Origin of the sequence: Streptomyces sp. DH10, from assembly GCF_029813805.1 — a bacterium.
Taxonomy (GTDB): Bacteria; Actinomycetota; Actinomycetes; order Streptomycetales; family Streptomycetaceae; genus Streptomyces; species Streptomyces coeruleofuscus.
Genome location: NZ_JARVKU010000012.1, coordinates 18,770 through 45,452, shown reverse-complemented (window position 1 = coordinate 45,452; position 26,683 = coordinate 18,770). Strand labels below are relative to the sequence as shown.

At 72.2% G+C, this 26,683-nt stretch carries 20 protein-coding genes; 9 read left to right on the top strand and 11 right to left on the bottom strand.

Annotation, left to right across the window (positions count from 1 at the left end):
- Window positions 1-34 precede the first annotated feature (34 nt).
- The 3 genes from QC385_RS24230 to QC385_RS24220 all read left to right on the top strand — a co-directional run bounded on the left by QC385_RS24230 (window position 35) and on the right by QC385_RS24220 (window position 5,721).
- A complete protein-coding gene (locus tag QC385_RS24230; RefSeq protein ID WP_279543461.1) occupies window positions 35-520 on the top strand; it encodes a nucleoside deaminase in 486 nt (161 codons plus the stop codon).
- A gap of 182 nt (window positions 521-702) precedes the next feature.
- Entirely contained in the window at window positions 703-4,980 is a 4,278-nt protein-coding gene (locus QC385_RS24225; RefSeq protein ID WP_279543647.1) for an aminotransferase class I/II-fold pyridoxal phosphate-dependent enzyme, read from the top strand.
- Window positions 4,981-4,986: 6 nt separating this feature from the next.
- The gene (locus QC385_RS24220; protein ID WP_279543460.1) at window positions 4,987-5,721 is read left to right on the top strand and encodes a class I SAM-dependent methyltransferase; all 735 of its coding nucleotides are present in this window, start codon (window positions 4,987-4,989) and stop codon (window positions 5,719-5,721) included.
- Window positions 5,722-6,267: 546 nt separating this feature from the next.
- Here the strand turns inward: QC385_RS24220 and QC385_RS24215 are convergent.
- A complete protein-coding gene (locus tag QC385_RS24215) occupies window positions 6,268-6,930 on the bottom strand; it encodes a chaplin (RefSeq protein WP_279543459.1) in 663 nt (220 codons plus the stop codon).
- Between the two features lie 274 nt (window positions 6,931-7,204).
- Here QC385_RS24215 and QC385_RS24210 point away from each other — a divergent pair, with 274 nt between their 5' ends.
- The 3 genes from QC385_RS24210 to QC385_RS24200 all read left to right on the top strand — a co-directional run bounded on the left by QC385_RS24210 (window position 7,205) and on the right by QC385_RS24200 (window position 11,858).
- The gene (locus tag QC385_RS24210) at window positions 7,205-8,773 is read left to right on the top strand and encodes an alpha/beta hydrolase (RefSeq protein ID WP_279543458.1); all 1,569 of its coding nucleotides are present in this window, start codon (window positions 7,205-7,207) and stop codon (window positions 8,771-8,773) included.
- 312 nt (window positions 8,774-9,085) lie between these two features.
- Window positions 9,086-10,180: a baeRF3 domain-containing protein gene (locus tag QC385_RS24205; protein WP_279543457.1), complete on the top strand. Its 1,095-nt coding sequence runs from the start codon at window positions 9,086-9,088 to the stop codon at window positions 10,178-10,180.
- Window positions 10,181-10,451: 271 nt separating this feature from the next.
- Window positions 10,452-11,858 carry a PP2C family protein-serine/threonine phosphatase gene (locus tag QC385_RS24200; RefSeq protein WP_279543456.1) on the top strand — a complete coding sequence of 469 codons (1,407 nt, stop codon included), beginning with the start codon at window positions 10,452-10,454 and terminating at the stop codon, window positions 11,856-11,858.
- A gap of 5 nt (window positions 11,859-11,863) precedes the next feature.
- Here QC385_RS24200 and QC385_RS24195 read toward each other — a convergent pair whose 3' ends face one another.
- Complete coding sequence (locus tag QC385_RS24195) at window positions 11,864-13,357, bottom strand: DNA-binding protein NsdB (protein ID WP_279543455.1); 1,494 nt, start codon at window positions 13,355-13,357, stop codon at window positions 11,864-11,866.
- Window positions 13,358-13,591: 234 nt separating this feature from the next.
- Between QC385_RS24195 and QC385_RS24190 the strand changes: the two genes are divergently transcribed.
- On the top strand, window positions 13,592-14,731 hold the full coding sequence (locus QC385_RS24190; RefSeq protein ID WP_279543454.1) for an aminoglycoside phosphotransferase family protein: 1,140 nt from the start codon (window positions 13,592-13,594) through the stop codon (window positions 14,729-14,731).
- Between the two features lie 72 nt (window positions 14,732-14,803).
- Here the strand turns inward: QC385_RS24190 and QC385_RS24185 are convergent, their stop codons facing one another.
- The 8 genes from QC385_RS24185 to QC385_RS24150 all read right to left on the bottom strand — a co-directional run bounded on the left by QC385_RS24185 (window position 14,804) and on the right by QC385_RS24150 (window position 21,396).
- Window positions 14,804-15,301, bottom strand: a complete 498-nt coding sequence (locus QC385_RS24185; RefSeq protein WP_279543453.1) for a hypothetical protein — start codon at window positions 15,299-15,301, stop codon at window positions 14,804-14,806.
- 58 nt (window positions 15,302-15,359) lie between these two features.
- Complete coding sequence (locus QC385_RS24180; protein ID WP_279543452.1) at window positions 15,360-15,959, bottom strand: CGNR zinc finger domain-containing protein; 600 nt, start codon at window positions 15,957-15,959, stop codon at window positions 15,360-15,362.
- A gap of 40 nt (window positions 15,960-15,999) precedes the next feature.
- Complete coding sequence (locus QC385_RS24175; RefSeq protein WP_279543451.1) at window positions 16,000-16,902, bottom strand: universal stress protein; 903 nt, start codon at window positions 16,900-16,902, stop codon at window positions 16,000-16,002.
- A 184-nt stretch (window positions 16,903-17,086) separates the two neighbouring features.
- Entirely contained in the window at window positions 17,087-17,329 is a 243-nt protein-coding gene (locus QC385_RS24170) for a DUF397 domain-containing protein (protein WP_010033039.1), read from the bottom strand.
- A gap of 82 nt (window positions 17,330-17,411) precedes the next feature.
- Window positions 17,412-18,578 carry a thiolase domain-containing protein gene (locus QC385_RS24165; RefSeq protein WP_279543450.1) on the bottom strand — a complete coding sequence of 389 codons (1,167 nt, stop codon included), beginning with the start codon at window positions 18,576-18,578 and terminating at the stop codon, window positions 17,412-17,414.
- On the bottom strand, window positions 18,575-19,639 hold the full coding sequence (locus QC385_RS24160; RefSeq protein WP_279543449.1) for a thiolase domain-containing protein: 1,065 nt from the start codon (window positions 19,637-19,639) through the stop codon (window positions 18,575-18,577). Before QC385_RS24160 ends, QC385_RS24165 begins: the two co-directional genes overlap by 4 nt.
- Window positions 19,636-20,577: a Zn-ribbon domain-containing OB-fold protein gene (locus tag QC385_RS24155; protein WP_279543448.1), complete on the bottom strand. Its 942-nt coding sequence runs from the start codon at window positions 20,575-20,577 to the stop codon at window positions 19,636-19,638. The genes QC385_RS24160 and QC385_RS24155 overlap by 4 nt, the downstream gene beginning before the upstream one ends.
- Window positions 20,578-20,595: 18 nt before the next feature.
- Window positions 20,596-21,396: a crotonase/enoyl-CoA hydratase family protein gene (locus QC385_RS24150; RefSeq protein ID WP_279543447.1), complete on the bottom strand. Its 801-nt coding sequence runs from the start codon at window positions 21,394-21,396 to the stop codon at window positions 20,596-20,598.
- 176 nt (window positions 21,397-21,572) lie between these two features.
- On the opposite strand from QC385_RS24150, the gene QC385_RS24145 reads away from it, so the two are divergent.
- The gene (locus QC385_RS24145) at window positions 21,573-23,192 is read left to right on the top strand and encodes an acyl-CoA synthetase (RefSeq protein WP_279543446.1); all 1,620 of its coding nucleotides are present in this window, start codon (window positions 21,573-21,575) and stop codon (window positions 23,190-23,192) included.
- A gap of 759 nt (window positions 23,193-23,951) precedes the next feature.
- A complete protein-coding gene (locus QC385_RS24140) occupies window positions 23,952-25,937 on the top strand; it encodes a sulfatase (RefSeq protein ID WP_443032987.1) in 1,986 nt (661 codons plus the stop codon).
- Here QC385_RS24140 and QC385_RS24135 read toward each other — a convergent pair.
- Window positions 25,909-26,622, bottom strand: coding sequence for an alpha/beta fold hydrolase (locus tag QC385_RS24135; RefSeq protein ID WP_279543445.1), 714 nt, complete (start codon window positions 26,620-26,622; stop codon window positions 25,909-25,911). The two genes, QC385_RS24140 and QC385_RS24135, sit on opposite strands and share 29 nt — an antisense overlap.
- Between the last annotated feature and the right edge of the window lie 61 nt (window positions 26,623-26,683).

The window sequence follows — 26,683 nt, the reverse complement described above, 5'->3', positions numbered from 1 at the left end:
CGGTCACGTCGTCACCGGAGAGGACCCCGGCACCATGGTCGTGAAGGACACGGAACTGCCGTACCTGCGTCGCTGCGTCGAGCTCGCGGCCGAGGCGCTCGAGGCCGGGGACGAACCGTTCGGCTCGGTACTGGTCGGCGGGGACGGCACGGTCCTCGGCGAGGACCACAACCGGGTGGCCTCGGGCGATCGCACACGGCACCCCGAGTTCGAACTGGCGCGCTGGTCGGCGGCCCGTCTCACGCCCGGAGAACGGGCGGCTGCCACGGTGTACACCTCCGGCGAGCACTGCCCGATGTGTGCGGCCGCGCACGCCTGGGTCGGTCTGGGACGCATCGTCTACGTCGCCTCGTCCGAGCAACTCGCATCCTGGCTGAGCGAGTTGGGGGTCCCCGCGCCGCCGGTACGGACACTCCCCGTTCAGGAGGTCGCACCGGGCGTAGTCGTGGACGGGCCGGTGCCCGAACTCACGGAACGGGTGAGGGAGCTGCACGTGCGGTTCCATCGAGGGCACGCCTGAGGCGTCCCGGCCGGCCCCGGCCTGCCTGAGGCATTCCTCCCGCCACCGGGACCACACGGGGCCGGCCGCCCGAGATGCAGGGCGGTGCGGGCGAACTTACGATCGAATTCAACAGACCAGGCCTACGCCTCGGTCTCCCCGACGGGGGGAGCCGCATGTCCTTGCTGTCAGCACGTCGGCTGATGGCCGCCCACATCGCCCTCGTCACGGTTGCCACCATCGCCTACATGACCGTCCCGGCGGCGGCTCCGTCCCTGTGGGCAGCCATCGGACTCTCCGGCGTCGTCGCCGTGGTGATCGGCATCCGTGTCCACCGGCCCGCCCATCAGTGGCCCTGGTGGTTCCTGGCCGGCGGCCTGCTCACCTTCATCACGGGCGACACGTACTACAACGTGGTGGAGGAGCACTTCGGCACCTCCAACTCGTTCCCCTCCCCCGCCGACGCCTGCTACCTCGCCACCTACCTGCTCTTCGCGATCGGACTGTCGGGGCTCGTACGGTACCGGTGGGCCGGCCGCGACCTGCCGAGCCTGCTGGACGCGCTGATCATCACCGCGGGCCTCGCGCTGCCCGTGTGGGTGTACCTGGTGCAGCCGCTGGCGGTGGTGGAGGGGCTGACCTGGCAGCAGCGCGCCATCAGCATCGCCTATCCCCTCGGCGACATCCTCGTGCTGGCCCTGCTGACCCGGCTGCTGACCCCGAGTCCGCTCGACGGGCCCAACCGGGCCGTGCGGCTGCTGGTCGTCGGCACCCTGACGCTGCTCGGCTTCGACATCGCATACGGAATCCTGCAACTGAACGGCCTGTGGCAGACCGGCACCCTGCTGGACCTCGGCTGGATCGCCTTCTACACCGCCTGGGGCCTGGCCGCCCTGCATCCCTCGATGATCACGCTGACCGCATCCCTGCCGCAGCGGGAGTCCCTGCTGCCGCCGCCGCGCCGGCTGGTCGTACTGGCCGTGGCCACGCTGATCGCGCCGGGGATCCTGCTGTACGAGGGGCTGAGCAATCAGACCCGGGACGCCGCCGTGATCGCGGCCTTCTCCGGCGTGCTGTTCCTGCTGGTGATCCTGCGGCTGGCGGGGATGGTCGTGGCCCATCGCCGGTCGGTGACACGAGAGCTCGCGCTGCGCGGTGCCGCCGCCTCGCTGGTCTCGGCCTTCCGGCGGGAGGAGGTCGCCCAGTCCTGCCGCACGGCGGTCGACCGGCTGTTGGGGCCGGACGCACCGCACCGGACCCTGCTGCTGCCGACGGAGCGCGCGGCGGACCTCGGCGCCCGCGGCACCCACCTGGTGAGTCCGGCCGCCCTCGACCCCGGCGTCGTCGCCGAACTGGACGGCCTGCCCTCCGTCCTGGTCTGCCCCATGACCCAGCCCGACCGTCCGGCCGGGACCGTCCCGGGTGTCCTGCTGGTCGCCGCCCCCGAGCGACAGCTCACCGAGACCTGGGGCTCGCTGGAGATCCTGGCGTCGCACGCGGGCCTGGCCATGGAACGGGTCACGCTGCGCCAGGAGGTCTTCCGGCGGGAGAGCGAGGCGTACTTCCGCACGCTCGTCCGCAACGCCTCGGACGTCATCCTGATCCTGGAGGACGACGACACGATCCGGTACGCCAGCCCGTCCGCGCGAGCCGTGTTCGGCACCGACGACCTCATCGGCGTCTCGCTGCCGGATCTGGTGGATCCCGGAGACCGGGAACGGGCCGCGCAGGAACTGGCCACCGTACGGGAGAGGGGGGCGCGGGCCGGACACGACCACTGGTGGGTGCGGCGCCAGGAAGGACGTGTCGAGGTGGAGGTGCGGTGCAGCGACTTCCGGGACGAGCGGACCGTGTCCGGCCTGGTGGTGACACTGCGGGACGTGACCGAGCAACGGCGGCTGGAGCAGGAGCTGACGCAGCGGGCCTTCCACGATTCGCTGACCGGTCTGCCCAACCGGACCCTGCTGCTGGAGCGGATCGAACGCGCCCTGCTGCGCGGCCGCCGCGAGTCGTCCCTGACCTGTCTGCTCTTCATCGACCTGGACGACTTCAAGCTGGTCAACGACACGATGGGGCACCGGGTCGGCGACCATCTGCTGATCGCCGTCGGCAACCGGCTGTCCCGGGCACTGCGGCGCACCGACACCGCGGCCCGGCTCGGCGGGGACGAGTTCGCCGTGCTGATGGAGGACGCCAAGCAGCCGCTCGACGCCGAGCTGCTGGCGGCGCAGGTGATCCAGACGCTGGGCCGGCCGTTCGACCTGGCCGACGAGTCGGTGACGGTGTCCGCCAGCGTGGGCGTGGCCACCGCGCGCGACAGCACGGACGCGGAGGAGCTGCTGGGCCACGCCGACCTCGCGTTGTACGCCGCCAAGGCGGCGGGCAAGCGGCAGTGGCGCCGCTACCGGCCGCTGCTGCGCAGCCGCATGGTGGAGCGGCACGACCTCCAGACCCAGCTGGCCCAGGCGGTCGCCGACAAGGCGTTCGCGCTGCGGTACCAGCCCGTCGTGGACATCGCCGGAGGCGAGGTCGTCGGGTTCGAGGCCCTGGTCCGCTGGCCGCACGAGCAGCGGTCGGCCGTCGCGCCGGACCAGTTCATCAGCCTGGCCGAGGAGACCGGGCAGATCGCCTCGCTGGGGTCGTGGGTGCTGGAGAACGCGGTCAACGACATCGCGGACCTGCAACGGCTGCCGGGCCCGGCCCGTGCGCCGTACGTCAGTGTGAACGTCTCCGCGCGCCAGTTCCGCGACGCCGGGTTCATCGGGCAGGTCGGGCAGGCGCTGAGCACGCCCGGGCTGGAGCCCGGGTCGTTGCAGCTGGAGCTGACGGAGACCGTCCTGCTGCACCGCGACGACCGTCTCCAGACGGTGCTGCACACGCTCAAGGAACTCGGGGTGCACATCGCGGTCGACGACTTCGGCACCAGCTTCTCCTCGCTGCGCTATCTGCGGGACTTCCCCATCGACGTGTTGAAGATCGACAAGTCGTTCATCGACGACATCGCGCACGACGCGCAGCAGGTCGCGCTGGTCGAGGGCATCGTGCGGATCGCCGACACCCTGGGCCTCCAGGTCATCGCGGAGGGCATCGAGAACACCGCGCAGCGGGACCTGCTGGCCGGGATGGGCTGCCGGTTCGGGCAGGGGTACCTCTTCGCCCGGCCCATGACGGTGGAGCAGAGCGCGCACGTGCTGCGGGAGCCCAGCGCCCACCCCTACGCGCCGCCCCGTCCGGGGCGGCCGCGTCTCGACGCCGCCAAGGGACGCCGGGAGGCGCGCTGGGCGGACCTGGAGCATCTGCGCCGCACCAGCCCCATGAGCGACGCGGTCCTCGACGAGGTGCGCGGCCGGCACATCCGCAGCGGCGACCACTGGCTGATCGACTTCGCGTCCTGCAACTACCTGGGTTTCGACTGGGACCCGGAGATCATGGCGGCCGTCGAGCCCGCGGTACGCGCGTGGGGAACGCACCCCAGCTGGTCGCGGCTGCTGGGCAGCCCTCGGCTGTACCCCGACGTCGAGGAGCGGCTCGCCGCGCTGCTGGGCGCGCCGGACACAATGCTGCTGCCCACGCCGACGCTGATGCACACCTCGGTGATCCCGGCGCTGGCCGAGGACGGGCACGTCGTCGTGGAGGCGACCGCGCACCGGACCGTCTACGACGGCTGCGTGGTGGCGCGCGCGCAGGGCGCCACCCTGCACCGCTTCCACGCCGAGCGGCTCGACGAACTGTGTGCCCTGCTGTCCGGGGTGCCGCCGGGCACACCCCGGCTGGTGTGCCTGGACGGCGTCAGCAGCATGAGCGGCAACATCCCCGACCTGCCCGCGCTGGCCGCGGTGTGCCGGGCCGAAGGAGCGACGCTGTACGTCGACGACTCGCACGGCTTCGGCGTGATCGGGGAACGCGGGCCGGACGAGTCCTGCCCGTACGGCATGCGCGGCAATTGCGTGGTGCGGCACACCGGGGAGTCGTACGACGGGATCGTGCTCGTGGGCGGCTTCTCCAAGGCGTACTCGTCGCTGCTCGCGTTCCTGGCGCTGCCGTCGGAGCTCAAGAACCGCCTCAAGACCGCCGCCGCGCCCTATCTCTACTCCGGGCCGTCCCCGACGGCGTCGCTGGCCACCGCGATGGCCGGGCTGGACGTCAACGAGCGCCGGGGCGATGCCATCCGGGCCGATTTGTACCGCAAGACGGTCCGGGTGCTCGATCACCTGGAGGGCCTGGGAGTGGACACCCTCAACACGGACCGGCTGCCCATCGTGGAGGTTCCGCTGGCGAACCCCGCGGACCTGGACGCGGTCGCCGCGTACCTGTGGGAGGAGGGCATCTACGTGACGCTCGCCGCCTATCCGCTCGTGCCCCGTGACCGGGTGGGCTTCCGCATCCAGCTCACGGCGCTCAACTCCGACGACGACATCGACCGCCTGAACGGGACCATGACCCGGCTGTCCGAGCGTTTCCCGCTGCGGCTGAAGGGCTAGACGGCCATGACGACGCACAACGACGACGTGGACTGGGACCGCTGGCCGGTCGCCGACTACCTGCGCGAGAACTACCGCGAGGTGCATCCCTCGGACGCGGCGGTCATCGCGCACCACAGCGCGTTCTACCGCCGCTTCGCGCCCGGCGCCGTCGCCCGCTCGGTGGAGTTCGGCGCGGGGCCCAACCTCTACCCGCTGATCCTCGCGTCCGGCGCGAGCCGAAGGATCGACGCCGTGGAGGCGGGAGCGAGCAACGTCGCCTATCTCCGGGACCAGATCTGTCACCGCATCGACGCGAGCTGGCTCCCCTTCCACGTGCTGTGCCGGCGGCTCAACCCGGACATACCGGCGACCCTGGCCGGGGCGCTGGCGCATGTGAACGTCGTCCACGCCGACGTCCGGTCCCTGCCCCCCGGCTCGTACGAACTCGCCTCCATGCACTTCGTCGCCGAGGGCGCGACGGAGGACTTCGCCGAGTTCGCCGACTTCTGCCGCACCTTCGTCCGTGCCGTCGAGCCGGGCGGCCACCTGGTCGCCGCGTTCATGGAGAGCATGCCGACGTACCGCATCGGCCCGGCCTCCCGCTGGCCCGGCTGCCCGGTCAGCCCGGCAACCGTGACCGAGGTCTTCACCCCCCTGACCCGCGACCTGGATGTGACCCACATCGACGCGGACCCGACCCTGCCGGACTACGGCGATTCCGGGATGGTGCTGCTGACGGGGGTGGCGGAGGCGGTCTGACGACACCGGTCCGGCCGCCGCCGACGGCCGCCCGGCAACCCGCCGGGGCCTGCGGCGGCCGCAGCCTGCGGGCCGACCGGGCGGGGTGTCGCCGTCGACCATCGCAGCACGCTGAGCAGCCCGATGCTCTGGGGCCCACGGCGGCTGCCCGAGCACGAACCCGGCGCGCCGCCCACGCCTCTGCGGTGCGGCACCGCCGAGGGGCACCGGGCCGCTGACCCGCCCGACCGCGGCACACCGGCGTCGCCGTCCGGCGCGACCACCGCCGGGGGACGGCGCGCGTCCAGACGCGAGCGCCACGGCACGTGGCCGCCCGGTGGGACACGAAGGCTCGCTGCATCAGCAGCGGCACGGATGCCGTGGCGTCTCGGGGCCCGTGGGTCCGCGCATGCTCCGCTGCGTCAGCAGCGGAGCGGACGCCATGGCGTCTCCGTCCAGTGGGACCGTGAAGGCTCTGCTCCGGAAGTCCGGCGGTGAGACCGTCGAGGCCTGGCCCGCAGGGCCGTCGGTGCCCCGGCCGTGGCCGCCTGCCGTGGTGGTCGCCCTTCAGTCGTCCGCCCGCGGACGGAACCGTCGGCGCAGGACGACTCCCCCGGCCACCAGTGCCGCGCTCGCCGCGACGGCATGGAGGGTGTGGTCCGTGCCTGTGTGTGCCAAGGCGCCGGTGGCACGGGGGGCGGCGTGCGGGGCCGGTTCGGGGGCGGGGTGAGGCCGGGGCGGGGTGAACGGCTTCCGGGCCGGCTCCGGTGGGTGGTGGGGGCGGACCGGGCGGTCGCCCGGGGTGTTCGAGGACTCGTTGCCGGTCGACGGGTTGTCGATGCCGACCACGTTCACGGTGTTGCCGGTGACGTTGACCGGCAGGTCGACGGGCAGCTGCACGCCGTTGCCGGAGACCACGCCCGGTGAATCCTTTCCGCTGCCTTCCGCGACCGCGCCGCCGGGCTTGCCCGGCCGGCCGGCCCGCCCGTCGTCCTTGTTCGCGCAGCTGTTGCCCGCGGCGGGATTGAGGAGCCCCACCACGTTCACGGTGTTCCCGCACACGTTCACCGGGACGTGCACCGGCAGCTGGACGGTGTTGCCGGAGACCGCCCCGGGTGAACCGGCCGCCGCGCCCTCCGCCCCGGAGCCGGCGTACGCGGGAACGGTCAGGGCCATCGCGCCAGAGGCGGCGGCGACGGCGATCACACCGTTTCGGGTAACCCGTTTCATAGGTTCCCTGCCTTCCAGACATCGTCGCGGGCACTCACCCGCACGAGATAAAACGCGGACGGCCGGTCCGAGTTATGGCTTATCCGCCTTTCACTCCATCGAGCGGCCCGGTTGTCGAACTAGCGGTAAAGCCCTTCGTATACGCGACGCGGCCGCGCAGGATAGGGCACTCCGCCCCCGCCCGCTCGTCCGGAGGCGCGGCTTCCGGTGCCCGCTTATGGTGATCGAGGGCGCCGGTCCCCGGTCCGCTGCGGGGCGCCCCAGGGAGGCATCGATGCTGGCCAAGCTGTCCACGCGCCCTTCGGTGAGGCGCTGCGCGGTCCCCTGTGTGGCCGGGCTGGCCCTGCTGGGTGCGGGGCTGCCGGCCGCGGACGGTTCCGGGCCCGGCCTGGGGCGCTTCTACGACCAGAAGGTCAAGTGGTCGGCGTGCGAGGGCGAGGACATGCCGAAGGACCTCCAGTGCGGCAAGGTCACCGTCCCCCTCGACTACGCCGAGCCCGGGAAGGCGACCCTCGATCTCGCCGTGGCCCGATACCGGGCCACGGGCAGGTCCCGGGGCTCGCTGCTGCTGAACTTCGGCGGCCCGGGCGGTCAGGGCGTGGGCCAACTCGCCATGGCCGGCAAGGACTTCATGGGCCTGACGAACGGCTACGACGTGGTCTCCTTCGATCCCCGGGGGGTCGGCCGCTCCTCACCGGTCAGCTGCGGTACCGCCTCGGACGACGCACTGGACGCGACGGACGGCGACGCCGTGGCCGACCCGCAGGCCGTGCTCGAGAAGCTGCGCGACGCCGCGGCCGAGTGCAGCGAGCACTCGGGTCCGGTCCTGCCCCACATCGGCACGGTGAACGCCGCCCGCGACCTCGACGTCATGCGCGGCGCGCTCGGCGACGGCAAGCTCAACTACCTGGGTTTCTCCTACGGCAGCCGGCTCGGCGCGGTGTACGCGGCCCAGTTCCCCGACAAGGTCGGCAGGATGGTCCTGGACGGCGTCGACACGCTCACCGAGCCGCTGGCCGAGCAGGGTGCGGTGAGCGCGCAGGGGCAGCAGACCGCGCTGGAGAACTTCCTCGCCTGGTGCACGAAGGACATCGCCTGCCCGTTCGGGCAGAATCCGCGGGAGGCCAGGGAGCACGTCGTCCAGGTGGTCGAGTCGCTCGACCGGGACCCGGTGCCGACCGACTTCGGCGAGGCGTTCTCCGGCCAGGACTTCGCGGGCGCGCTGGCGCAGGGGCTGTACAGCAGGGAGCTGTGGCCCTCGCTCCAGCAGGCCGTCGCGCTGTTGCTCGAGGACGGCGACACCAGCCGCCTGGAGGCGTTCGCTTCCGGGGGCGTCGGCCGCCCACCGTGGCGGGCGGCCCACGGCGGGCTCGTCGACCCGCAGGACGTGCCCCTGGACAACCTGTCGGCGGCGCTGATGGCGGTGAACTGCGCCGACGATCCCGACCGCCCCTCCGCCGCGCAGGTCGGCAGGGACCTCGGCCGGCTGCGCGCCCGGTACGAGCGGGCGTCGCCGGTCTTCGGCCGGTACCGGCTCACCCAGGTGCTGATGTGCCACGGCCGCCCCAAGGGCACCGACTTCATCCGTGACGAGGTCAAGGACCTCGACATCCCGAAGATGCTGCTCGTCGGCACCCGGGGCGACCCGGCCACGCCGTACCGCTGGACGGTGGAGACGGCCGAGCGGATCGGGTCGTCGGCCGTGGTGCTCGACAACCGGGGCGAGGGCCACACCGGCTACGGCTCCTCCAAGTGCGTGCACCGCAAGGTCGACGCGTTCCTGCTGTACGGCACTCTTCCGCCGGACGGCAGTTCCTGCGGATCCGATCACGACTCCGAGTGAGCCGGTGCGGACGCGGCGGCCAGGCGCCGCGGTCGTCCGGGCCGCGGCAGGCCATCGTCTCGGTCATCGCGTCCGGGATCGCTGCCTCGGCACTCAGGTCGCGGTCGAAGGAGACCCAACCGGTGACGCCGCACATACGCGCAAGCACGTCCCGCAAATAAGTTGTATCTGCCATCTAGATTTTGAGCGTGTAACAGCGGTCGATGTCGGGCCCCCGACTTCCGGGACGGCGCGGCCGGATCCCCGCCCACCCGAACCGGTGGGTCGGTTGCCCCAAATGCCCCAATCGCGAATCGGTTCTATCGTTCTGTCATGGAGCACGTTATGAGTCCCGCGACCCTTGCCGAGCTGCGGCGCCCGCGCCCCTACCCCGCGGTCTCCGTGCTGACGCCGACCCACCGGCGCGATCCCCACAAGACCCAGGACCAGGTCCGGCTGCGCAACGCGGTGAGCGAGGCCAAGCGGCAGCTGGAGGCCGATCCGGCGATCAGCCGCGAACGACGGGCCGAGGTCGTCCGGCACCTCGACCAGGCCCTGTCCGAGGTCGATCTGACGCACGCCGAGGACGGCCTGGCGATCTTCGCCGCTTCCGGCGAGCACCAGGTGTGGTCGCTCGCCCGGTCCGTGCCCGAGCGCGTGGTGCTCTCCGACACCTTCCTCACCCGCAACCTCGTCTCCGCCCAGACGGCGGAGCGGCCGTTCTGGGTGCTGTCGCTCTCCGCCGACCGCGCGACCCTGTGGAACGGCGGTGTCGACCGCGTCGCCGAGCAACGCGCCGACGGCTTTCCGCTGACCCGCCGCGTGGAGAACTTCGACCCGGAACGGCAGGAGCGGATCGGCGACCTGCCGAGCGCCTTCCGGGAGGAGCGCACCCGCCAGTTCCTGCGCGAGACCGACACCGCGATGAGCACCGTCCTGCGGGAGCACCCGCGACCGCTGTACGTCACCGGCCCGTCGGCCGCCCTCGCCCTGCTGGACGAGGTCGGCAGCGCCACCAAGGGGGCGGTGCACGTCCCGCACGGCGGACTCGCGCACGGGACGCCCGAGTCGGTGTGGCAGGCCATTCGGCCGGTGATCGAGGAGGAGGCCCGCAGGAAGACGGAAGCCGTGACCCGCGCCCTCGAAACGGCCCGCGGGCGACGGGAGTTCGCCGCCGGTGTCGACGAGCTGTGGCAGAGCGCCCGGGACGGCCGCGTCCGGCTGCTCGCCGTCGAGGAGAACTACCGGGTGACGGTCCGCGACGCCGGGGACCATCTGATCCTCGCCGAGAGCGGCGACCTCGAGGGCCGCGAGGACATCGTGGACGAGATCGTCGAGCAGTGCCTGGAGACCGGAGCCGACGTCCGCTTCGTACCGGACGGCACGCTCGGCGAGGCGGACGGCATCGCCGGCGTTCTGCGGTACTGAAACCATCGAACACAGGGCCGTCGAACACTCGCGTCAACCGGGCGTCGCCTTACCGACGAGTCATCAAACCCCCTGTGTACTCTACGACTTGCCCCTCCGGAGAGCATGCTCCGCGCCTACCTCGGAGTAACTCCGTGAGACTGTGGCATATGCCAGAAGCACCACCGTATCGTGTGTCGCCGAATCCCTTACAGGGCGTCGCGCGCTGTGCAACAGTCGTAACGGTCCCTCCGTCCGCCTTGGTCGAACCGTCCCCGCATCGGAGTGCGTCATGCCGTCCCACCTCTCCGCGGACCGCCCAGCCGCCCAGCCGCCCGGACGCGGCTCGGTCGAGTCGCTGATATCGCAGACGCGACGGCTCAAGGGCGACGTGGACGCAGTGCGGCGCGACGTCGAGGAGGACGGACCGGACCACCCCCGGGGACGCTGGCAGCGCGCCCTGTACGACCTGGCCCTGCACCAGCTCAACGACCTCGACGAGCACCTGGCCCAGCTGCGGGACGGGCCCCTGCCCACGGAGGCCCCCGAACCCGCCGCGCCCGCACCCGGCTCACTGCTCAGCCGGGTCGGCAGCGCCGAGTGGAACCTGCTGACGGACGAGGCCAGTTGGTCCGGGGAGCTCTACCGGATCCTGGGCCGCGACCCCGCCGCTCCCCCGCTCACCCTCGACGAGCTGCCGTCCCTGGTCCTCGACGACGACCGGCCGAAACTGACGGCGATGGTCACGGACTGCCTCGTCGACGCCCGGCCCATCGACGGCGAGTTCCGCATCGCACGCCGGGACGGCGACGTACGGACCGTGCACATGATGGGCGAACCGGTCCTCGACGCTGACGGAAGCACCGCCTCGATGTGGGCCGTGCTGCGGGACGTCAGCGAACTGCGCCGCAGCCAACGGGTGGTGAGCGAGACCCGTGACTCGCTCACCGACCGGCGGCAGGACGCGCAGACCGAGCACCGGATCGCGGTCGAGTTGCAGGAGGCCGTGCTGCCGCAGTGGCGCGGCTCCCTGCGGCTCCCGCACCGGGGCCCCATGACCCTCGACCTCGCGGCCCGGCACCTGTCGGCGTCCACGAACACGCTGATCGGCGGCGACTGGTACGACGCGCTCGAACTGGCCGACGGCGAGACGCTCCTCAGCGTCGGCGACCTCACCGGGCAGGGCGTCGGCGTCACGTCGAACATGACGATGCTGCTCGGCGCCGTACGCGGGATGGCCATGGCCGGCGCCCCGCCCGGCCGGCTGATGGCCTGGCTGAACCAGTTACTCGACGCCACCGTGCAACCCGCCCTCGGCAGCGCCGTCTGCTGCCGCTACCGCCCCGGGACCCGCACCCTGGTCTGGGCGCAGGCCGGACACCCCGCCCCGCTGCTGTTCCGCGACGGGACGGGGCGCGTGCTGAACGCACCTGACGGCGTCCTGCTCGGCGCCACCTCGGGCGCCGTCTACGGGCAGGCCGAAGAGACCCTTGAGGTGGGCGACCTGCTGCTCCTGCACACCGACGGGCTGGTGCCCGGGCACACCGGAACGGCTGCCGCGAACCTCCTCCTCGACCTGGCGCCGCGGCTGACCGGGACCTCCACCGCACAGGACTGCCTGCGGACGGTGGTCCAGGAGTTCGGCGAGAGCCAGCGCGCGGACAACGCCTGCGTGCTCGTCGCCAGGGTCACGGCATAGGAAACTCAGGCCTGTGCGTTGGCGCCGCCCCTGCCCTTCGTCTTCGGCAGGGCGAGCTTGATCTCCTCCCTCAGCTCCTGGATCTTCGGGTAACCGGAGTACTGGGCGGTGAGCCGGTACATCTGGCGCAGCCGGTCCCAGGTGCGGTGGGAGGAGTTGGAGCCCATCGACACCAGGGCCAGTCGCGCGTACCGGTCCGCCTGTTCGGGGTCGTCGGCGATGAAGCAGGCCGAGGCCATGGACAGGTAGTCGAAGATCTTCGACCGCTGCCGCCCGTCGATCCGCAGGGCGAGGGCCCTGTCCGCGTAGTACTGCGCGTGCACGGCCGCGTCCGGCTCGAACTCCGCCAGCGTGCGGTAGGACAGGGCCTGCATTCCGTACAAGTCGGCCTCGTCGAACAGCTGCATCCAGCTCGGCGCCGGGACGTCGCCCTTGTCGGAGACGAAGAGGTCCTCCGCCTGCCCCAGGGTGCGTCGCATCGCCTGGCCCTTGCCCATGGACGCCTGGGCCCAGGCCTCCACGGTGCACAGCATGGCCTTGGTGCGCGGCAGCACCTCCTCGCCGGAGCCGGACTGGGCCAGCTTCATCAGGTCCAGGGCGTCGTCCGGCCGGCCCAGGTGCACCATCTGGCGGGCCGCGCGGGACAGTGCCTCGCCCGCGCGGGGCCGGTCCCCGCCCTCTCTGGCCGCGTGCGCGGCGATGACGAAGTACTTCTGGGCCGTGGGCTCCAGGCCGACGTCGTGCGACATCCAGCCCGCGAGAACGGCCAGGTTGGCCGCGACGCCCCACAGGCGCCGCTGGAGATGGGGTGGGTGACGGTAGGCGAGCATGCCGCCCACCTCGTTGAGCTGGCCCACCACGGCCTTGCGCTGGAGCCCGCCGCCGCGGGCCGCGTCCCAGGCGCGGAACACCTCGACCGAGCGCTCCAGTTCCTCGATCTCCTGCGACCCGATGGGGGCGGCCTCGTAGCGGTCGAACCCAGCGGGGTCGGCGTGCAGGGGATGGTCGAGGTCGGGAGCGTCGGCAGCCAGGGCAGGGTCGGTGTGCAGCCAGTCGTACATGGCGCTGCTGAGTGCGGATCCCGCGGCGAGCGCGGCGCCCGCGCCCACCAAGCCGCGTCGGTTGAGCATGAGGTCCATTCCCGTGAATTCGGTGAGGACCGCGGCGGTCCGCTCGGGCGCCCACGGCACTCCGTCGGGAGACTCCGCACTCCCGCCGCCCTGCCGTTTCCCCGCACGCCCGTGCCGCACCAGACCGAGGTCCTCGATGGTCACGACACGGCCGAGACGCTCGGTGAACAGAGCCGCCAGCACCCGCGGTACCGGATCGCGCGGGATCTCTCCCATGTCGATCCAACGCCGCACCCGGGAGGTGTCGGTCGCCAGCTGGGGGTGGCCCATGGCCGCCGCCTGCCGGTTGACCAGCCTCGCGAGTTCGCCCTTGGACCAGCCGGCCAGGCCGAACAGGTCCGCGAGCCGGGTGTTGGGTTGTCCGCTCACGTCAAGCCCCCAGGTTCTCGGCTGAGTTGACAGTAGCCCGGGGAGACTTGCCGGGCGACTATTCGCCAGGGTTCGCCAGGGTGCGCCAGATGGTGTGCCACTGGGCATCGGGTGTCAGGTAGGAACGCGCCACCCCGACCCGGTCGCCGCAGGGACATTCCCCAGGGTGCTCCCGGGAGTCCGGGCCGGGTGGTGCGCTGTCGTCGCAGGCACACGAAGGGATCTGTTCAGCCCATGTACACAGCATCGTCCTCCGTGTCCGCACCGCCCCGGCCGCTGCACCCCCGTCCCACGGACAGCGGCCCCTACCTCGCCCCCGCGCGGCCGGCGGCCCCCGTGCTCGGTGCGGGCAGGGCACGGCGCGGCGCGGTACTCGGCACCCAACCGCTCAGCGGGAGACTCGACTTGTCCGGCCCCCAGGGCGCGCAGCTGCGCACGGCGATCGCGTCGGTGCACCGCATCTGCCCGGAGTTCGCCCCGGTGCAGGTCCTGCGCCGCAACGGACGGGCCGTGCTCCTGGTCGGTACGACCGGCCGCAGCTCGGCCGTCGCCAAGTGTTTACTGGACCACTCCCCCGCCTGGGCCGAGCGGATCCGCCACGAGATAGCGGCGTACCGCTCGTTCGTCCGGCATCGCCCTCCGGTGCGGGTGCCGAGACTGATCGCGGCGGACCCGGACAACTGCACACTGGTGATCGAACGGATGCCGGGGCGGGTGGCGGCACTCCAGCGGCACCCGGCCGAGGCGCCGCCGCGGGCGGACATCAAGGCGGCACTCGGCGCGATCTGCCGGCTGAACGCCTGGCGGCCGCCGGCGGGCACGTTCGACGCCCCGCTGGACTACGCGGCCCGGATCTCGCGGTACCACGAACTGGGCCTGCTCACCGACCGGGACCTGGGTGATCTCCAGAAACTGCTGCACGGCATCGCCCAGGCGGCCGGGCGGCAGGGCATGGGCCAGTTCTGCCACGGCGACGCACTGTTGTCGAACATCCTCCTGTCACCGGCCGGTCCAGTGCTGGTGGACTGGGAGCACGCGGGCTGGTATCTGCCGGGGTACGACCTGGCGACGCTGTGGTCGGTGCTCGGGGACGCACCGGTGGCCCGTCGCCAGATCAGCCAGATCGCCCAGTCGGCGGGCCCGGCGTCCAGGGACGCCTTCCTGGTGAACCTGATGCTGGTGCTGACCCGGGAGATCCGTACGTACGAGACGGCCGTGCAGCGTTCGATGCACGACGCGACCCCGGCGGCACCGGGTACGGCCCACCCTGGTGCTGCGCCGTCCGGCGAGGAGCAGCGGCTGCTGCTGCGGCGGCTGCACGACGACTGCCAGATGGCCCGGCGGGCCGTGCGCGCGGCGGTCGGCACTCGCTGACGGGGACGAAAGGGCCGCTGTGTGCCTGGTCAGGCGCACAGCGGCCCTTTCGTGTGCGGGCTGCCGCCGGGTTCAGCCCTGCTGGAAGAGCTCCGCGGGCAGTGGTTTGAGGAGGGCGTACAGGTCGTCCGTGATGGGGCGGTCCCAGGCGGCGATGGTCACCAGGACGTTGTCGCTGCGGTCGAACTGCACGCAGGAGATGCGGCTCTCGGAGAGCTTGACGCGGCGCACGATCAGGAGGTTGTCGCCCTGCATCACCGGCACGTCCTCGGTGCTGACGACGGTGATCTCCTCGTCGTTCTCCAGCGCCAGCAGCAGCTGGGCCACCTCGAAGGGGACCTGGCCCTCGGGGACGTCCCGGGCCGGTGAGCCTTCCGGCAGATTGCCGATGATCATCGCGGGGCCACGGCCGCCGAAGAGGTCGTAACGCAGGAAGACGCCCTGGCAGGTGCCGTCGGGTGCGGGCAGCAGTCCCGCACCGAGGTTGCCGGGCCAGTCGCCCGGGTCCATGGCCAGTACGTCGAAGTCGGGCCCGGCGGGCGTGGCGCTGCGGCGGCGGAGGAACGACATGCCGCCATGGTACGTGGCCCGGCCTGCGAAGTGTCGGGAGGGCGGCGTCCGATCGGCCCTACGGCGCCGTCCGGTGCCGTTGGTGGTGGCGGGCCACCCGGGCGCGGTTGCCGCAGGACGGTTTGCACCACTCCTGGCGCGGGTGGTCCTTGAGGAAGTACCGCACGCAGCGGGGCGCGTGGCAGGCCCGCAGCCGGTCGCGGTCGGGGCTCGCGAGGAAGGCGATCACGGCGTGTGCAAGGGCGGCCGTGAGGTCGTCGCCGGCGCGTACGGGCTGTGGCCGGACGTCGGGTCCGGCCCCCTCGGGCCAGTCCAGGACGGGCACGGTGGGGGTGCGGGCGGCGGCCTCGTTGAGGCGCCGTACGGCCTCGGGTGCGGGCAGGAGGCGGGCCGCGTCGGCGGGGCTCGGCGCTCCGGGGCGCACGGCGCGGGCGAAGAGCGCGCGGACGGCGGCCCGCAGGTCTCGGACGGCGGCGAGCTGCGCGGCGTCGGCGGTGAAACGGCCGGCGTCCGGCAGGGCCTCGGGGTGTGTCCGGACCCAAGCGGTCAGGCCTGCCGGTTCGGTCAGGTCGTCGGCGACACCGCCGTTGCCGTCGTGCCGGACGGTGAGGGCCAGGTCCAGGGCGAGCCGGGCGTCCCTGCTGATCGGTTCCCGCATGGGCCTAATGATAGGCCTGCCGGTTTCCATTACAGCGGGGTCAGTCCTCCGGCGGTGCCGGCGGGACCACGGCGACGGGGCTCGCGGCGTGCAGCAGGACGGCGTGGGTGACCGAGCCCAGCATGCGGGCGGGCGCCAGCAGGTGCCGCCGGTGGCGGCCCACGACGACGAGGTCGGCGCCCGGGGAGGCCGCGACGAGGTGTCCGGCGGCGTCGCCCGCCGCCGCCAGAGGCTCGACCGGGACGTCGGGGTGCCGTTCGCGGTACGGGGCGAGGAAGCCCTCGGCGAGGATCCGGGTCTCGTCCTCGATGACGTCCTGGTCGACGATCGGCGGGGGCAGTTCGCCGGGCGTCATCCAGGGCTGCGCGGGCCACGGGTAGGCGGCGACCGCCTGGAGCCGGGCACCGCGCCGGGCGGCCTCGGCGAAGGCGAATTCGAGCGTGGCCTCGTCGGGGCCGTCCACCTTCAGGCCGACGACCACGCGCGAGCCGGCGCCGGTCGGAGGCCCGCCCTGGGCCTCGCGCCCGGGCCGGGGCACCACCACGACAGGGCATTCGGCGTCGCGGGCGGCGGCGATGCCGTTGGAGCCGAGCAGCAGGCTGGCGAAGCCACCGCGGCCCCGGGAGCCCAGGACCAGCAGTTGGGCGGAGGCGCTCTGTTCGGGCAGGACGGCGCCGGGCGCGCCCTCCAGGCCGACGTACTCCGTGTCCGGCAGGCCGCCGAGACCCTCGAGATCGGCCCGTACCCGGTCGAGCACCGGGTCGTCCTGCGGGTCCGGCGGTCCGGCGGCGAGCACCTCGGGCTGCGCCCAGTGGGCGTACTGGCGCACGTGCACCACACGCAGGGGTGCCGAACGCCGGCGGGCCGCGTCGAGGGCCCACTCCAGGGCGCGCATGCTGTGGTCCGAACCGTCGACCGCCGCGATGACCGGCAGGGTGCTCATGGGTTCCTCGCCTTCCGGGATACGACCGTGCCTGAAGGCCCAGCCTGGCTCAGGCGCGGGCCCGGGAGGACGTCTCAGGTCGCGTGTCCGGAAATGCGGGCGGAACACACCCGGATCGGCCGCGGGTTCACGGCCGTCCGGGACGGTTCGCATGGTGCCGTGATCAAGGGCGCACGGCGTCGCGTCAGGTGAGGTCGAACTCCCCCTCCCGCGCTCCCGACACGAACGCGCCCCACTCGGCGGGCGTGAAGATCAGGGAGGGGCTCTCCGGGCGGGCACTGTTCCGCATGGCGATGAAGCCTTCCACGAAGGCGATCTGGACATCCCCCCGCCCCCGGCTGCTGGACTGCCACTGTGCGTTGGTGAGGTCCAGCTCCGGCTTGTCCCAGCCCGTGAGCGGGCGCTGCTGGGTGGTGGTCTCGGCCACGTCCGTGCTCCTCCCGATTCGTCGTCCGCGGCCAGCCTAGCGATCGCACCCCACGGCCAACAGGGCACGTGAGGGGGACCTTTCAGGAGTCCGGTGGTTCGGCTCCCACGAGCCACATGGAGAAGAACTGCGAGCCGCCGCCGTAGGCGTGGCCGAGGACCCTGCGGGCGCCGTCCACCTGGTGTTCCCCGGCCTGTCCGCGCACCTGGAGCGCCGCCTCCGCGAAGCGGATCATGCCGGAGGCGCCGATGGGGTTGGCGGACAGCACGCCGCCCGACATGTTGACGGGCAGGTCCCCGTCGAGTTCGGTCACGCCCGCCTCGGTGAGCTTCCACCCCTCGCCCTCGCCGGCGAAGCCGAGGTTCTCCAGCCACATCGGCTCGTACCAGGAGAACGGCACGTAGATCTCGGCGCCGTCGATCTCGCGGCGCGGGTCGGTGATGCCGGCCTGCCGGTAGACGTCGGCCGCGCAGTCCTGGCCGGCCTGCGGTGAGACGAAGTCCTTGCCGGCGAAGAGGGTCGGTTCGCTGCGCATGGCGCCGCCCAGCATCCAGGCGGGCGGTAGCGGTGCCCGGGCGGCCCCGGCGCGGTCGGTGAGGATCATGGCGCAGGCACCGTCGGAGGAGGGGCAGGTCTCCGAGTAGCGGATCGGGTCCCACAGCATGGGCGAGGCCATGACCTTGTCGAGGGTGATGTCGTGTTCGTGCAGGTGGGCGTAGGGGTTCTGCAGCGCGTTGCGCCGGTCCTTGTAGGCGACCAGGGCGCCGACGGTCTCGGGTGCGCCGCTGCGCCGCATGTACGCGCGGATGTGCGGGGCGAAGAACCCGCCGGCTCCGGCGAGCAGGGGCTGCTGGAAGGGGATGGGCAGGGACAGGCCCCACATGGCGTTCGACTCGGACTGTTTTTCGAAGGCGAGGGTGAGGACGGTGCCGTGGACGCGGGCCGCGACGAGGTTGGCGGCGACGAGCGCGGTGGATCCGCCGACCGAGCCCGCGGTGTGCACGCGGAGCATGGGCTTGCCGACGGCGCCGAGGGCGTCGGCGAGGTAGAGCTCCGGCATCATGACGCCCTCGAAGAAGTCGGGCGCCTTGCCGATCACGACGGCGTCGACGTCGGCCCACGTCAGCTCGGCGTCGTCCAGGGCCCGTCGGGCCGCTTCCCGGACGAGCCCCGCGATGGACACGTCCCGGCGTGCCGCGACGTGCTTGGTCTGGCCGATGCCGACGACGGCCACGGGCTCCTTGCTCATCGGGGTTCCCCTTCGAGTACGGCGACCAGGTTCTGCTGGAGGCAGGGGCCGGACGTGGCGTGGGCGAGGGCGCGGTCGGACTCGCCGCGGTGGATGCGGGCGGCGGCCTCTCCGATGCGGATGAGACCGGCGGCCATGATCGGGTTGGCGGCGAGGGCGCCGCCGGAGGGGTTGACGACGACCCCGTCGGCGAGGCGGAGGGCCTTGCGCAGGACGATCTCCTGCGCGGTGAAGGGCGCGTGCAGCTCGGCGGTGTCGACGGGCCGTTCGAAGGCACCCGCCCGTTCGGCGGCCAGGCGGGTGGACGGCGAGTCGGTCAGGTCGCGCACGCCGAGGCCGTGGGCCTCGATGCGGTGGTCGATGCCGCGGATCCAGGCGGGGCGCGCGCACAGTTCACGGGCCCGGTCGCCCGCCGCGAGGACGACGGCGGCCGCCCCGTCGCCGATGGGCGGGCAGTCGCCGGTGCGCAGCGGCTGTACGAGGTAGTCGCCTTGCGGGGCGGGCTCCCTGAGCTGCGCATGCGGGTTCGCCGTCGCCGCCTCGCGGTTGCGGGCGGCGACGGCCGCGAGGGCGGGTTCGTCGGTGTCGCCGGCGTCGATGAGGGCCTGCGCCTGGAGAGCGGCGAGCGCCACGGAGTCGGGCCACAGGGGTGCCACGTAGTACGGGTCGAGCTGGCGGGTGAGGACGTCGCGGACCGAGCCGGGCGAGGACTTGCCGTACGAGTAGACCAGGGCGGTGTCGGCGTCGCCGGTGAGGAGTTTGGTCCAGGCCTCGTACAGGGCCCAGGCGCCGTCCATCTCGACGTGCGACTCGGAGATCGGGGGCCAGGCTCCGACGCCGTCGAGGGCGAGGGTGAAGGAGAAGGCGCGGCCGGCGAGGTAGTCGCTGGAGCCGGAGCAGGTGAAGTCGATGTCGGCGGTCTTCAGGCCGGTCCGGTCGAGGACCTCGTGCAGCACCGGCATGAGCATCTCCACCTCGGAGAACTCCTCGCTGGTGCGCCGGTGATCGGTCTGGGCGAAGGCCACGACGGCGATCTGGCGGTCCCCCGGTGCGCTCGTCACAGCAGCTCCTTGTAGGTGTCGTAGTCCGCGTCCGGTTCGCCCGTCGGCCGGTAGTGGTCGGGGTAGCGGGAGCCGTCCGTCCACACCGGTTCGACGCGCAGTCCCATGCGGACCTCGTCGTACGGGATGCCGCCGATACGGCCGTGCAGCGCGAGGTCGGCGCCGTCGAGGGCGATGTGGGCGTAGACGTAGGGCACCTCGATGTCGAGGTTCTTCGCCTTGATGTTGACGATGCAGAACGTGGTCACCGTGCCGCGCGGCCCCACTTCGACCTGTTCGGCTGTGGCCACCCCGCATGTGGGGCACGCGCCCCTCGGCGGGACGTACACCTTCCGGCAGGACGGGCAGCGCTCGCCGACGGTCCGCCGGCCGGAGAGGGCGTTGATGTAGGCGGTCTGCGCGCGCCCGGGCGAGTAGGTGTAGTCGAGGCGAGCGGCGGCGACGATGCCGGTGACCGGGTCTTCGAACTCGCCCGTGTGGCCGGCCGATTGAGCCTCGTTGCCGTCGTACGGCTCGAAGCAGGCGATGTCCGTGATGGCGCCGGTGCGTTCCGCCGCCCAGCGGATGCGGACGCGCATGCCGGTGTGCACGGCGTCGGGGCCCGGGGCGTCGAGGGCGTGCAGCAGGGCGGTGTCGGCGCCGTCGAGGCGGACCAGGACCCAGGCGAAGGGGGTGGTGAGGGGCTGGCCGCGGCGGGGGGCGTGGTTCCAGGCCCAGGTGGTGACTGTGCCGGTGGGTGCGACCTCGACGAGGTCGCGGATGTCCTCGGCGGTGACGGGGTCGTATTCGACGGGTGGGACCAGGGTGCGGCCGTCGGTGGTGCGCACGCCGAGGACGACGCGTTCGCGCAGGCCGGTCAGGAAGGCGCTCTGGACGGGGCCGAGGGAGCGGGTGAAGGGGAACTCGACGACGAGGGGGGCTTTGAGGACTTCGGGCATGCCGGAGGGCTCCTTCGGTCAGGCGCGCTTGTAGACGGGCGGTCGTTTCTCCGCGAAGGCGCGGGCGCCCTCCTTGGCGTCGGCGGTGTCGAAGACCGGCCAGCCCCGGGTGAGTTCGGCCGCGAGGCCGTCGGACTCGGACATCTCGGCGGTCTCGTAGACGGATGCCTTGACGGCCTCGACGGCCAATGGGCCGCAGGAGTTGATCTGTTCGGCGATCTCCAGTGCCTTGGCGAGCGCGGTGCCGTCCGGGACGACGTGTCCGATCAGGCCGGCGGCGGCGGCCTCGCGGGCGCTGTAAGGGCGGCCGGTGAGGAGCATCTCCAGGGCGTGGGTGCGCGGGATCTGGCGTTGCAGCCGGACCGTGGAGCCGCCGATGGGGAACAGGCCGCGCTTCACCTCGAACAGGCCGAAGGTCGCGGACTCGCCGGCGACGCGGATGTCGGTGCCCTGGAGCATCTCGGTGCCGCCCGCGACGCAGTACCCCTCGACGGCCGCGATCACCGGCTTGCGCGGGCGGTGGTGGCGCAGCATCGCCTTCCAGTGCAGGTCGGGGTCGGCCTTGAGCCGGTCGCGGTACTCCTCGCCGGCCATGCCGTCGCCGGCGAGGGCCTTGAGGTCCATGCCCGAGCAGAACGAGCCGCCCGCGCCGGTGAACACGATCGAGCGGACCGAGTCGTCCGCGTCGGCCTCCAGCCAGCCGTCGTGGAGGCCGACGAGCATCGGCAGCGAGAGCGCGTTCCTGGCTTCGGGCCTGTTGAGCGTGAGTATCAGCGTGGCGCCTTCGCGCTGCACGGTGAGGTGTTCCGTCCCACCCATGGCCAACTCCCCTCTCGTGGAACGAGAACAGGTTGCAGTAGCGCGGGAGGCACTTCAAGGGTTTTCTGACAGGCAGTCAGATTTCTTCGCGCGAGCCCTTCACAGTTGGACCGCCCTTTGCTCTGATGACCGGCGAACCGTCCGATGCCAGGCACGTCCCGGGGTCAGGAGGAGCGGTGGAGTACAACCTTGCCGACCTGTTCGAGTCGGTCGTCGACGTGGTTCCCGACCGTGAGGCGCTGGTGTACGTCGACCATCCGGGCACGGGCGCGGAGCGCCGCCTGACGTACGCGGAGCTGGACGCTGCGGCCAACCGCGTCGGCCACCATCTGCTCGACAGCGGGATACGCCCCGGCGAGCACCTCGGACTCCACCTCTACAACGGCGTGGAGTACCTCCAGACGGTGCTGGGCTGCCTGAAGGCGCGGATCGTCCCGGTCAACGTGAACTACCGGTATGTGGAAGAGGAGTTGGTGTACCTCTACCGGGACGCGGATCTGGTGGCGCTGGTCTTCGACGCGGAGTTCACGGACCGGGTTGCGGCCGCGCGGCCCCGGGCGGAGAGACTGCGGCATCTGATCCGGGTGGGTGCGCCGGCGCCGGGGGCCGCCGCTGTGCCGTGTGCGGAGTTCGCACAGGCGGAGTCCACGGGGTCACCCGAGCGCGGCTTCCCGGCCCGCTCGGGTGACGACCAGTTCATCATCTACACCGGCGGTACGACCGGGATGCCCAAGGGGGTGATGTGGCGGCAGGAGGATCTGTTCTTCGCGGGGCTCGGCGGGGGCGCGCCGACCGGTGAACCGGTGAAGAAGCCGGAGGAGCTGGCCGAGCGGGTCGCGGCCGGTGGCGCGGGGATCACCTTCTTCCCCACGGCCCCGCTGATGCACGGCACCTCCACCCTCACGGCGTTCATCGGCTTCAACTTCGGGCAACGGGTGGTCATCCACCGCAAGTTCGTGCCGGAGGAGGTCCTGCGGACCGTGGAGAAGGAGAAGGTCAGCAGCATCTCGCTGGTGGGGGACGCGATGCTGCGGCCCCTCATTGACGCGCTGAGGGGTCCGCTGCGGGACATCGACCGCTCGTCGCTGTTCAGCGTGTCGTCGTCCGGCGCGATCATGTCGGACACGGTGCGCCGGCAGTTCCGGGAACTGGTGCCCAACGCCATGCTGCTGAACAACTTCGGCTCGTCGGAGTCCGGTTTCAACGGGACGGCGACCGAGGACTCGGGTCCCGAGCGGGGCTTCCGGGTGCGGGTCCACGCGCGCACGCAGGTGGTGGACCCGGCCACGTACGAACCCGTGTCACCCGGCGAGGTGGGCAGAGTCGCCCAGTGCGGCCATGTGCCGCTCGGCTACTACAACGACCCGGTGAAGACCGCCGCCACCTTCTTCGAGAAGGACGGCCGGCGATGGGTCCTGCTCGGCGACATGGCCACCGTCGACGAGGAGGGCGTGGTCACTGTCCTGGGCCGTGGCTCGCAGTGCATCAACACCGGCGGCGAGAAGGTGTACCCGGAGGAGGTCGAGCAGGCCCTCAAGTCCCACCCGGACGTCTACGACGCGCTGGTGGCCGGGGTGCCGGACCCGCAGTGGGGCCACCATGTGGCGGCCGTGGTGCAGTTGCGGGAGGGGGCGGCGCGGCCCTCGCTGGAGGACATCCAGACACACTGCCGTGACCGGCTCGCCGGTTACAAGATCCCGCGCCAGCTGGTGATCACGGAGTCGGTCCAGCGGTCGCCGAGCGGCAAGGCGGACTACCGCTGGGCGCGGGAGGTGGCCGTGGCGGCGGACGGGTGATTCTCCGGCCGGTCGATTGAACCTAGGGTGACGTGCGGACGTACTGGTGGTGGCAGGCTCGGTCTCCGGGCTCTGTTTGCCATGCCCAGCAAGACCGCACGGAAGGACCACCGAGTGTCGCTCTTCACTCGCTCCCAACAGCAATCGGGCACGACCGGGAGCGGGGCGGAACCGGATGACGACAACGGCGCGGCGGGGCCGGGCGGCGGCACGGCCGCGGTGGATTCCGACGGTGGCACTCCCGCGGCGGGGCGGGACGGCGAGATGGCCGGGGTGGATTCCGGCGGCGAGACGTCTGCGGCGGGATCCGACGGAGATGCCGGCATGGCGGGGTCCGACGGGGACGCGAGCGCGGCGGAGTCCGACGGGGACGTCGGCACGGCCCCGGCGGAGCCGCGGGACGACGCGGGCACCGCAGGCCCGGAAGGTGACGTCGATACGACGGAGCCAAACAGCAGCGCGGCCCGGACGGACGCGGACAGCGAGACAGATGCGGTGGGGTCGGACAGCGCAGCAGCCCCGGCGGACACGGACGGCGACACCGTCACAGCGGACGCGGACAGTGGCACAGCCGCGCCGGGCCCGGGCGGTCACGCCGGCACGACGGAACCGGCCGGCGACACAGCCGCGCCAGGCTCGGACAGTCACGCCGGCGCGGCAAGCCCGGACGGCAACGCAAACACGAAGGAACCGGGCAGCAACACGGTCCCGGCGAACGCGGACGACACAGTCGCGCCGGAGTCGGACAGCGGCGCCGGGATGGCGAGCCCGGGCGGCGGCGCCGGCACGAGGGAGCCGGACAGCCACACGACCCCGGGGACCACGGACGGCACAGTCGCGGCGGAGTCGGACGGCGGCGCCGGGATGGCGAGTCCGGACGGCGGCGCCGGCACGAGGGAGCCGGACAGCAACGCGACCCCGGGGACCACGGACGACGGCACCGCCGCGGCGCATGCGGACAGTGGAACCGCCGCGGCGGAACCCGGCCGTGACCCCGCCGCTACGCACCCGGACCGCGCCCCTGCCGCGCGAGAAGAAGGCGCCGGCGCCGGGGCTCAGGAAGCAGACGCCGCAGAAGAGCCGGACGCGGCGAAGCCCGGCTGGTTCGGATGGCGGCGTCGCCATCCCCGGGCGGCGCGCGGCGTCAGTGTGGGGACGACCGTGCTGGCCGGCCTGCTCGTGGTCTTCGCGCTGCTCCTGCCGAACCGGATCGAGCGGATCGAGTTCGCCTCGTTCGTCCGTATCCCCGCCGAGGGCGTGCTGCTCGCGGGACTCCTGCTCGCGCTGCCGCCGAGGCCCCGGCGCCTCATGGCGGTCGTCGCGGGCGTGTTCCTCGGGCTGGTCACGGTCCTGAAGTTCCTCGACATGGGCTTCTACCAGGTGCTGGCCCGGCCCTTCGACCTGGTCCTGGACTGGATCCTCATCGAGCACGCCACGGACTTCCTCCGGGAGACGTTCGGCCGGACCGGACAGGTGCTGGCCGTGATCGGGGTGGTCGTGCTGCTCGTCGCGGTGCTGGTCCTCACGACGCTCGCCGTGGTGCGGCTGACGAACCTGATGGTCCGGCACCGTCCCGTCGCCGCCCGTACGACGCTGATCCTCGGCACTGCGTGGATCACCTGCATGACCCTGGGCGTGCAGATCGGCACCGTGCCGATCGCCACCAAGGGCAACGCGGAGTTCCTCGGCAACCGGGTGGAGCAGGTGCGGGCCGGTCTGAAGGACGCCCGGGTCTTCGAGAAGCAGGCCGCCGTGGACGCCTTCGCGAAGACACCGCCGGACCAGTTGCTCACGGGTCTGCGCGGCAAGGACGTGCTGTTCACCTTCATCGAGAGCTACGGCCGGGTCGCGATCGACGACCCGGCGATGGCCGGACAGACCGACGCCGTGCTGAAGGAGGGCACGTCTTCGCTCAAGGCGGCCGGCTTCGAGTCGCGCAGCGGCTGGTTGCAGTCGCCGGTGACCGGCGCGGGCAGCTGGCTCGCCCACTCGACCTTCCTGTCCGGTCTGTGGATCAAGAACCAGCAGCGGTACCGCAGCCTGACCACCAGTGACCGCATGACGCTGACCAACTACTTCCGCAAGACCGGCGCCTGGCGGACCGTCGGCATCGTCCCCGGCGTGCGCCGGGCCTGGCCGGAGGGGAAGTACTTCGGCCTGGACCACATCTACGACTCCGAGCACCTCGGCTACCACGGCCCGTACTTCAGCTGGACGCCCGTGCCCGACCAGTTCAGCATGGAGGCCTTCCAGCGCCTGGAGCACGGCAAGAAGGACCGTGAACCGATCATGGCGGAGATCATCCTGGCCTCCAGCCACAACCCCTGGTCGCCCATCGCCCGCATGATCGACTGGGAGGACCTCGGCGACGGTTCGGTGTTCCACCGGATCAAGAAGGAGGGCACCGACCCCACAGAGGTCTGGAAGGACCCGGAGAAGGTGCGCACCGAGTACCGGCGCGCCATCGAGTACTCGATCCGCAGCCTGACCGAGTGGGTCGAGCGCTACGGCGACGAGGACACGGTGCTGGTCTTCCTCGGCGACCACCAGCCGGTGCCGACGGTCACCGCCGGGGACACCGGCAAGGACGTGCCGATCACGATCGTCGCCCGCGACAAGAAGGTGCTGGACCGGGTCGCCGACTGGGGCTGGACCGACGGCCTCAAGCCGGCCCCGGACGCGCCCCGGTGGGGCATGGACAAGTTCCGCGACCGTTTCATGACGGCGTACGGTCCGCAGGGCTGAGGAACTCCCCCACGGCTGCGAGGAACTCCTCGGGCCGTGCCTCGTGCACGAGATGCCCGGCGTCGATGGTGACGCGCCGGGCATCGGGAAGCACCTCGGCAAGGGCGGCGATCTGTTCCTGGGGGATCAGGCTCGTCGGCCCGCCACCGATCAGCAGCGTGGGCATGGTGATCCGCCCCATGTGGTCCCACCACACGGGATCCGGGGCGTTGCGCTGCTCGTCGGTGGCGAGGATCATCGCCCAGTCGTACGGCAGGTCTCCGTCAGGCCGTACGGCCGGCGGGCGCGGCGGGTCCAGCGGGAAGGGCGCGGGTACGTCCTCCAGAACGAGCCGCCGGACGAGCCGCGGGCTGTGCTGGGCGAGCAGATACGCGACGGCACCGCCGAGCGAGTGACCCACGACGTCGGCGCGGGCGATGCCGAGCGCGCGGAGGAAGGCGAGCACGTCGTCCCGCATGGCCTCGTAGGCGTATCCGCCGGGCCAGTCGCTGCGGCCGTGCCCGCGCAGGTCGGGGGCGTACACCCGGCGTGGCCCGGCGGCCAGCGCGGGGGCGACCTCCGCCCAGTCGGCACCGTCGGCCCCGCGGGCGTGCAGGAGGACGACGGGCGGCGCGTCCTGCGGCCCCCAGACGCGGTAGGCCAGGGTGATGCCGTTCGCCCGTACGGTGCGCGGTTCGGTGTCCATGCCGGGCACGGTAGCGGGGTGACGAGCGCGGACCGGGCTCGCTCTGCGGACAGCAGAGGAG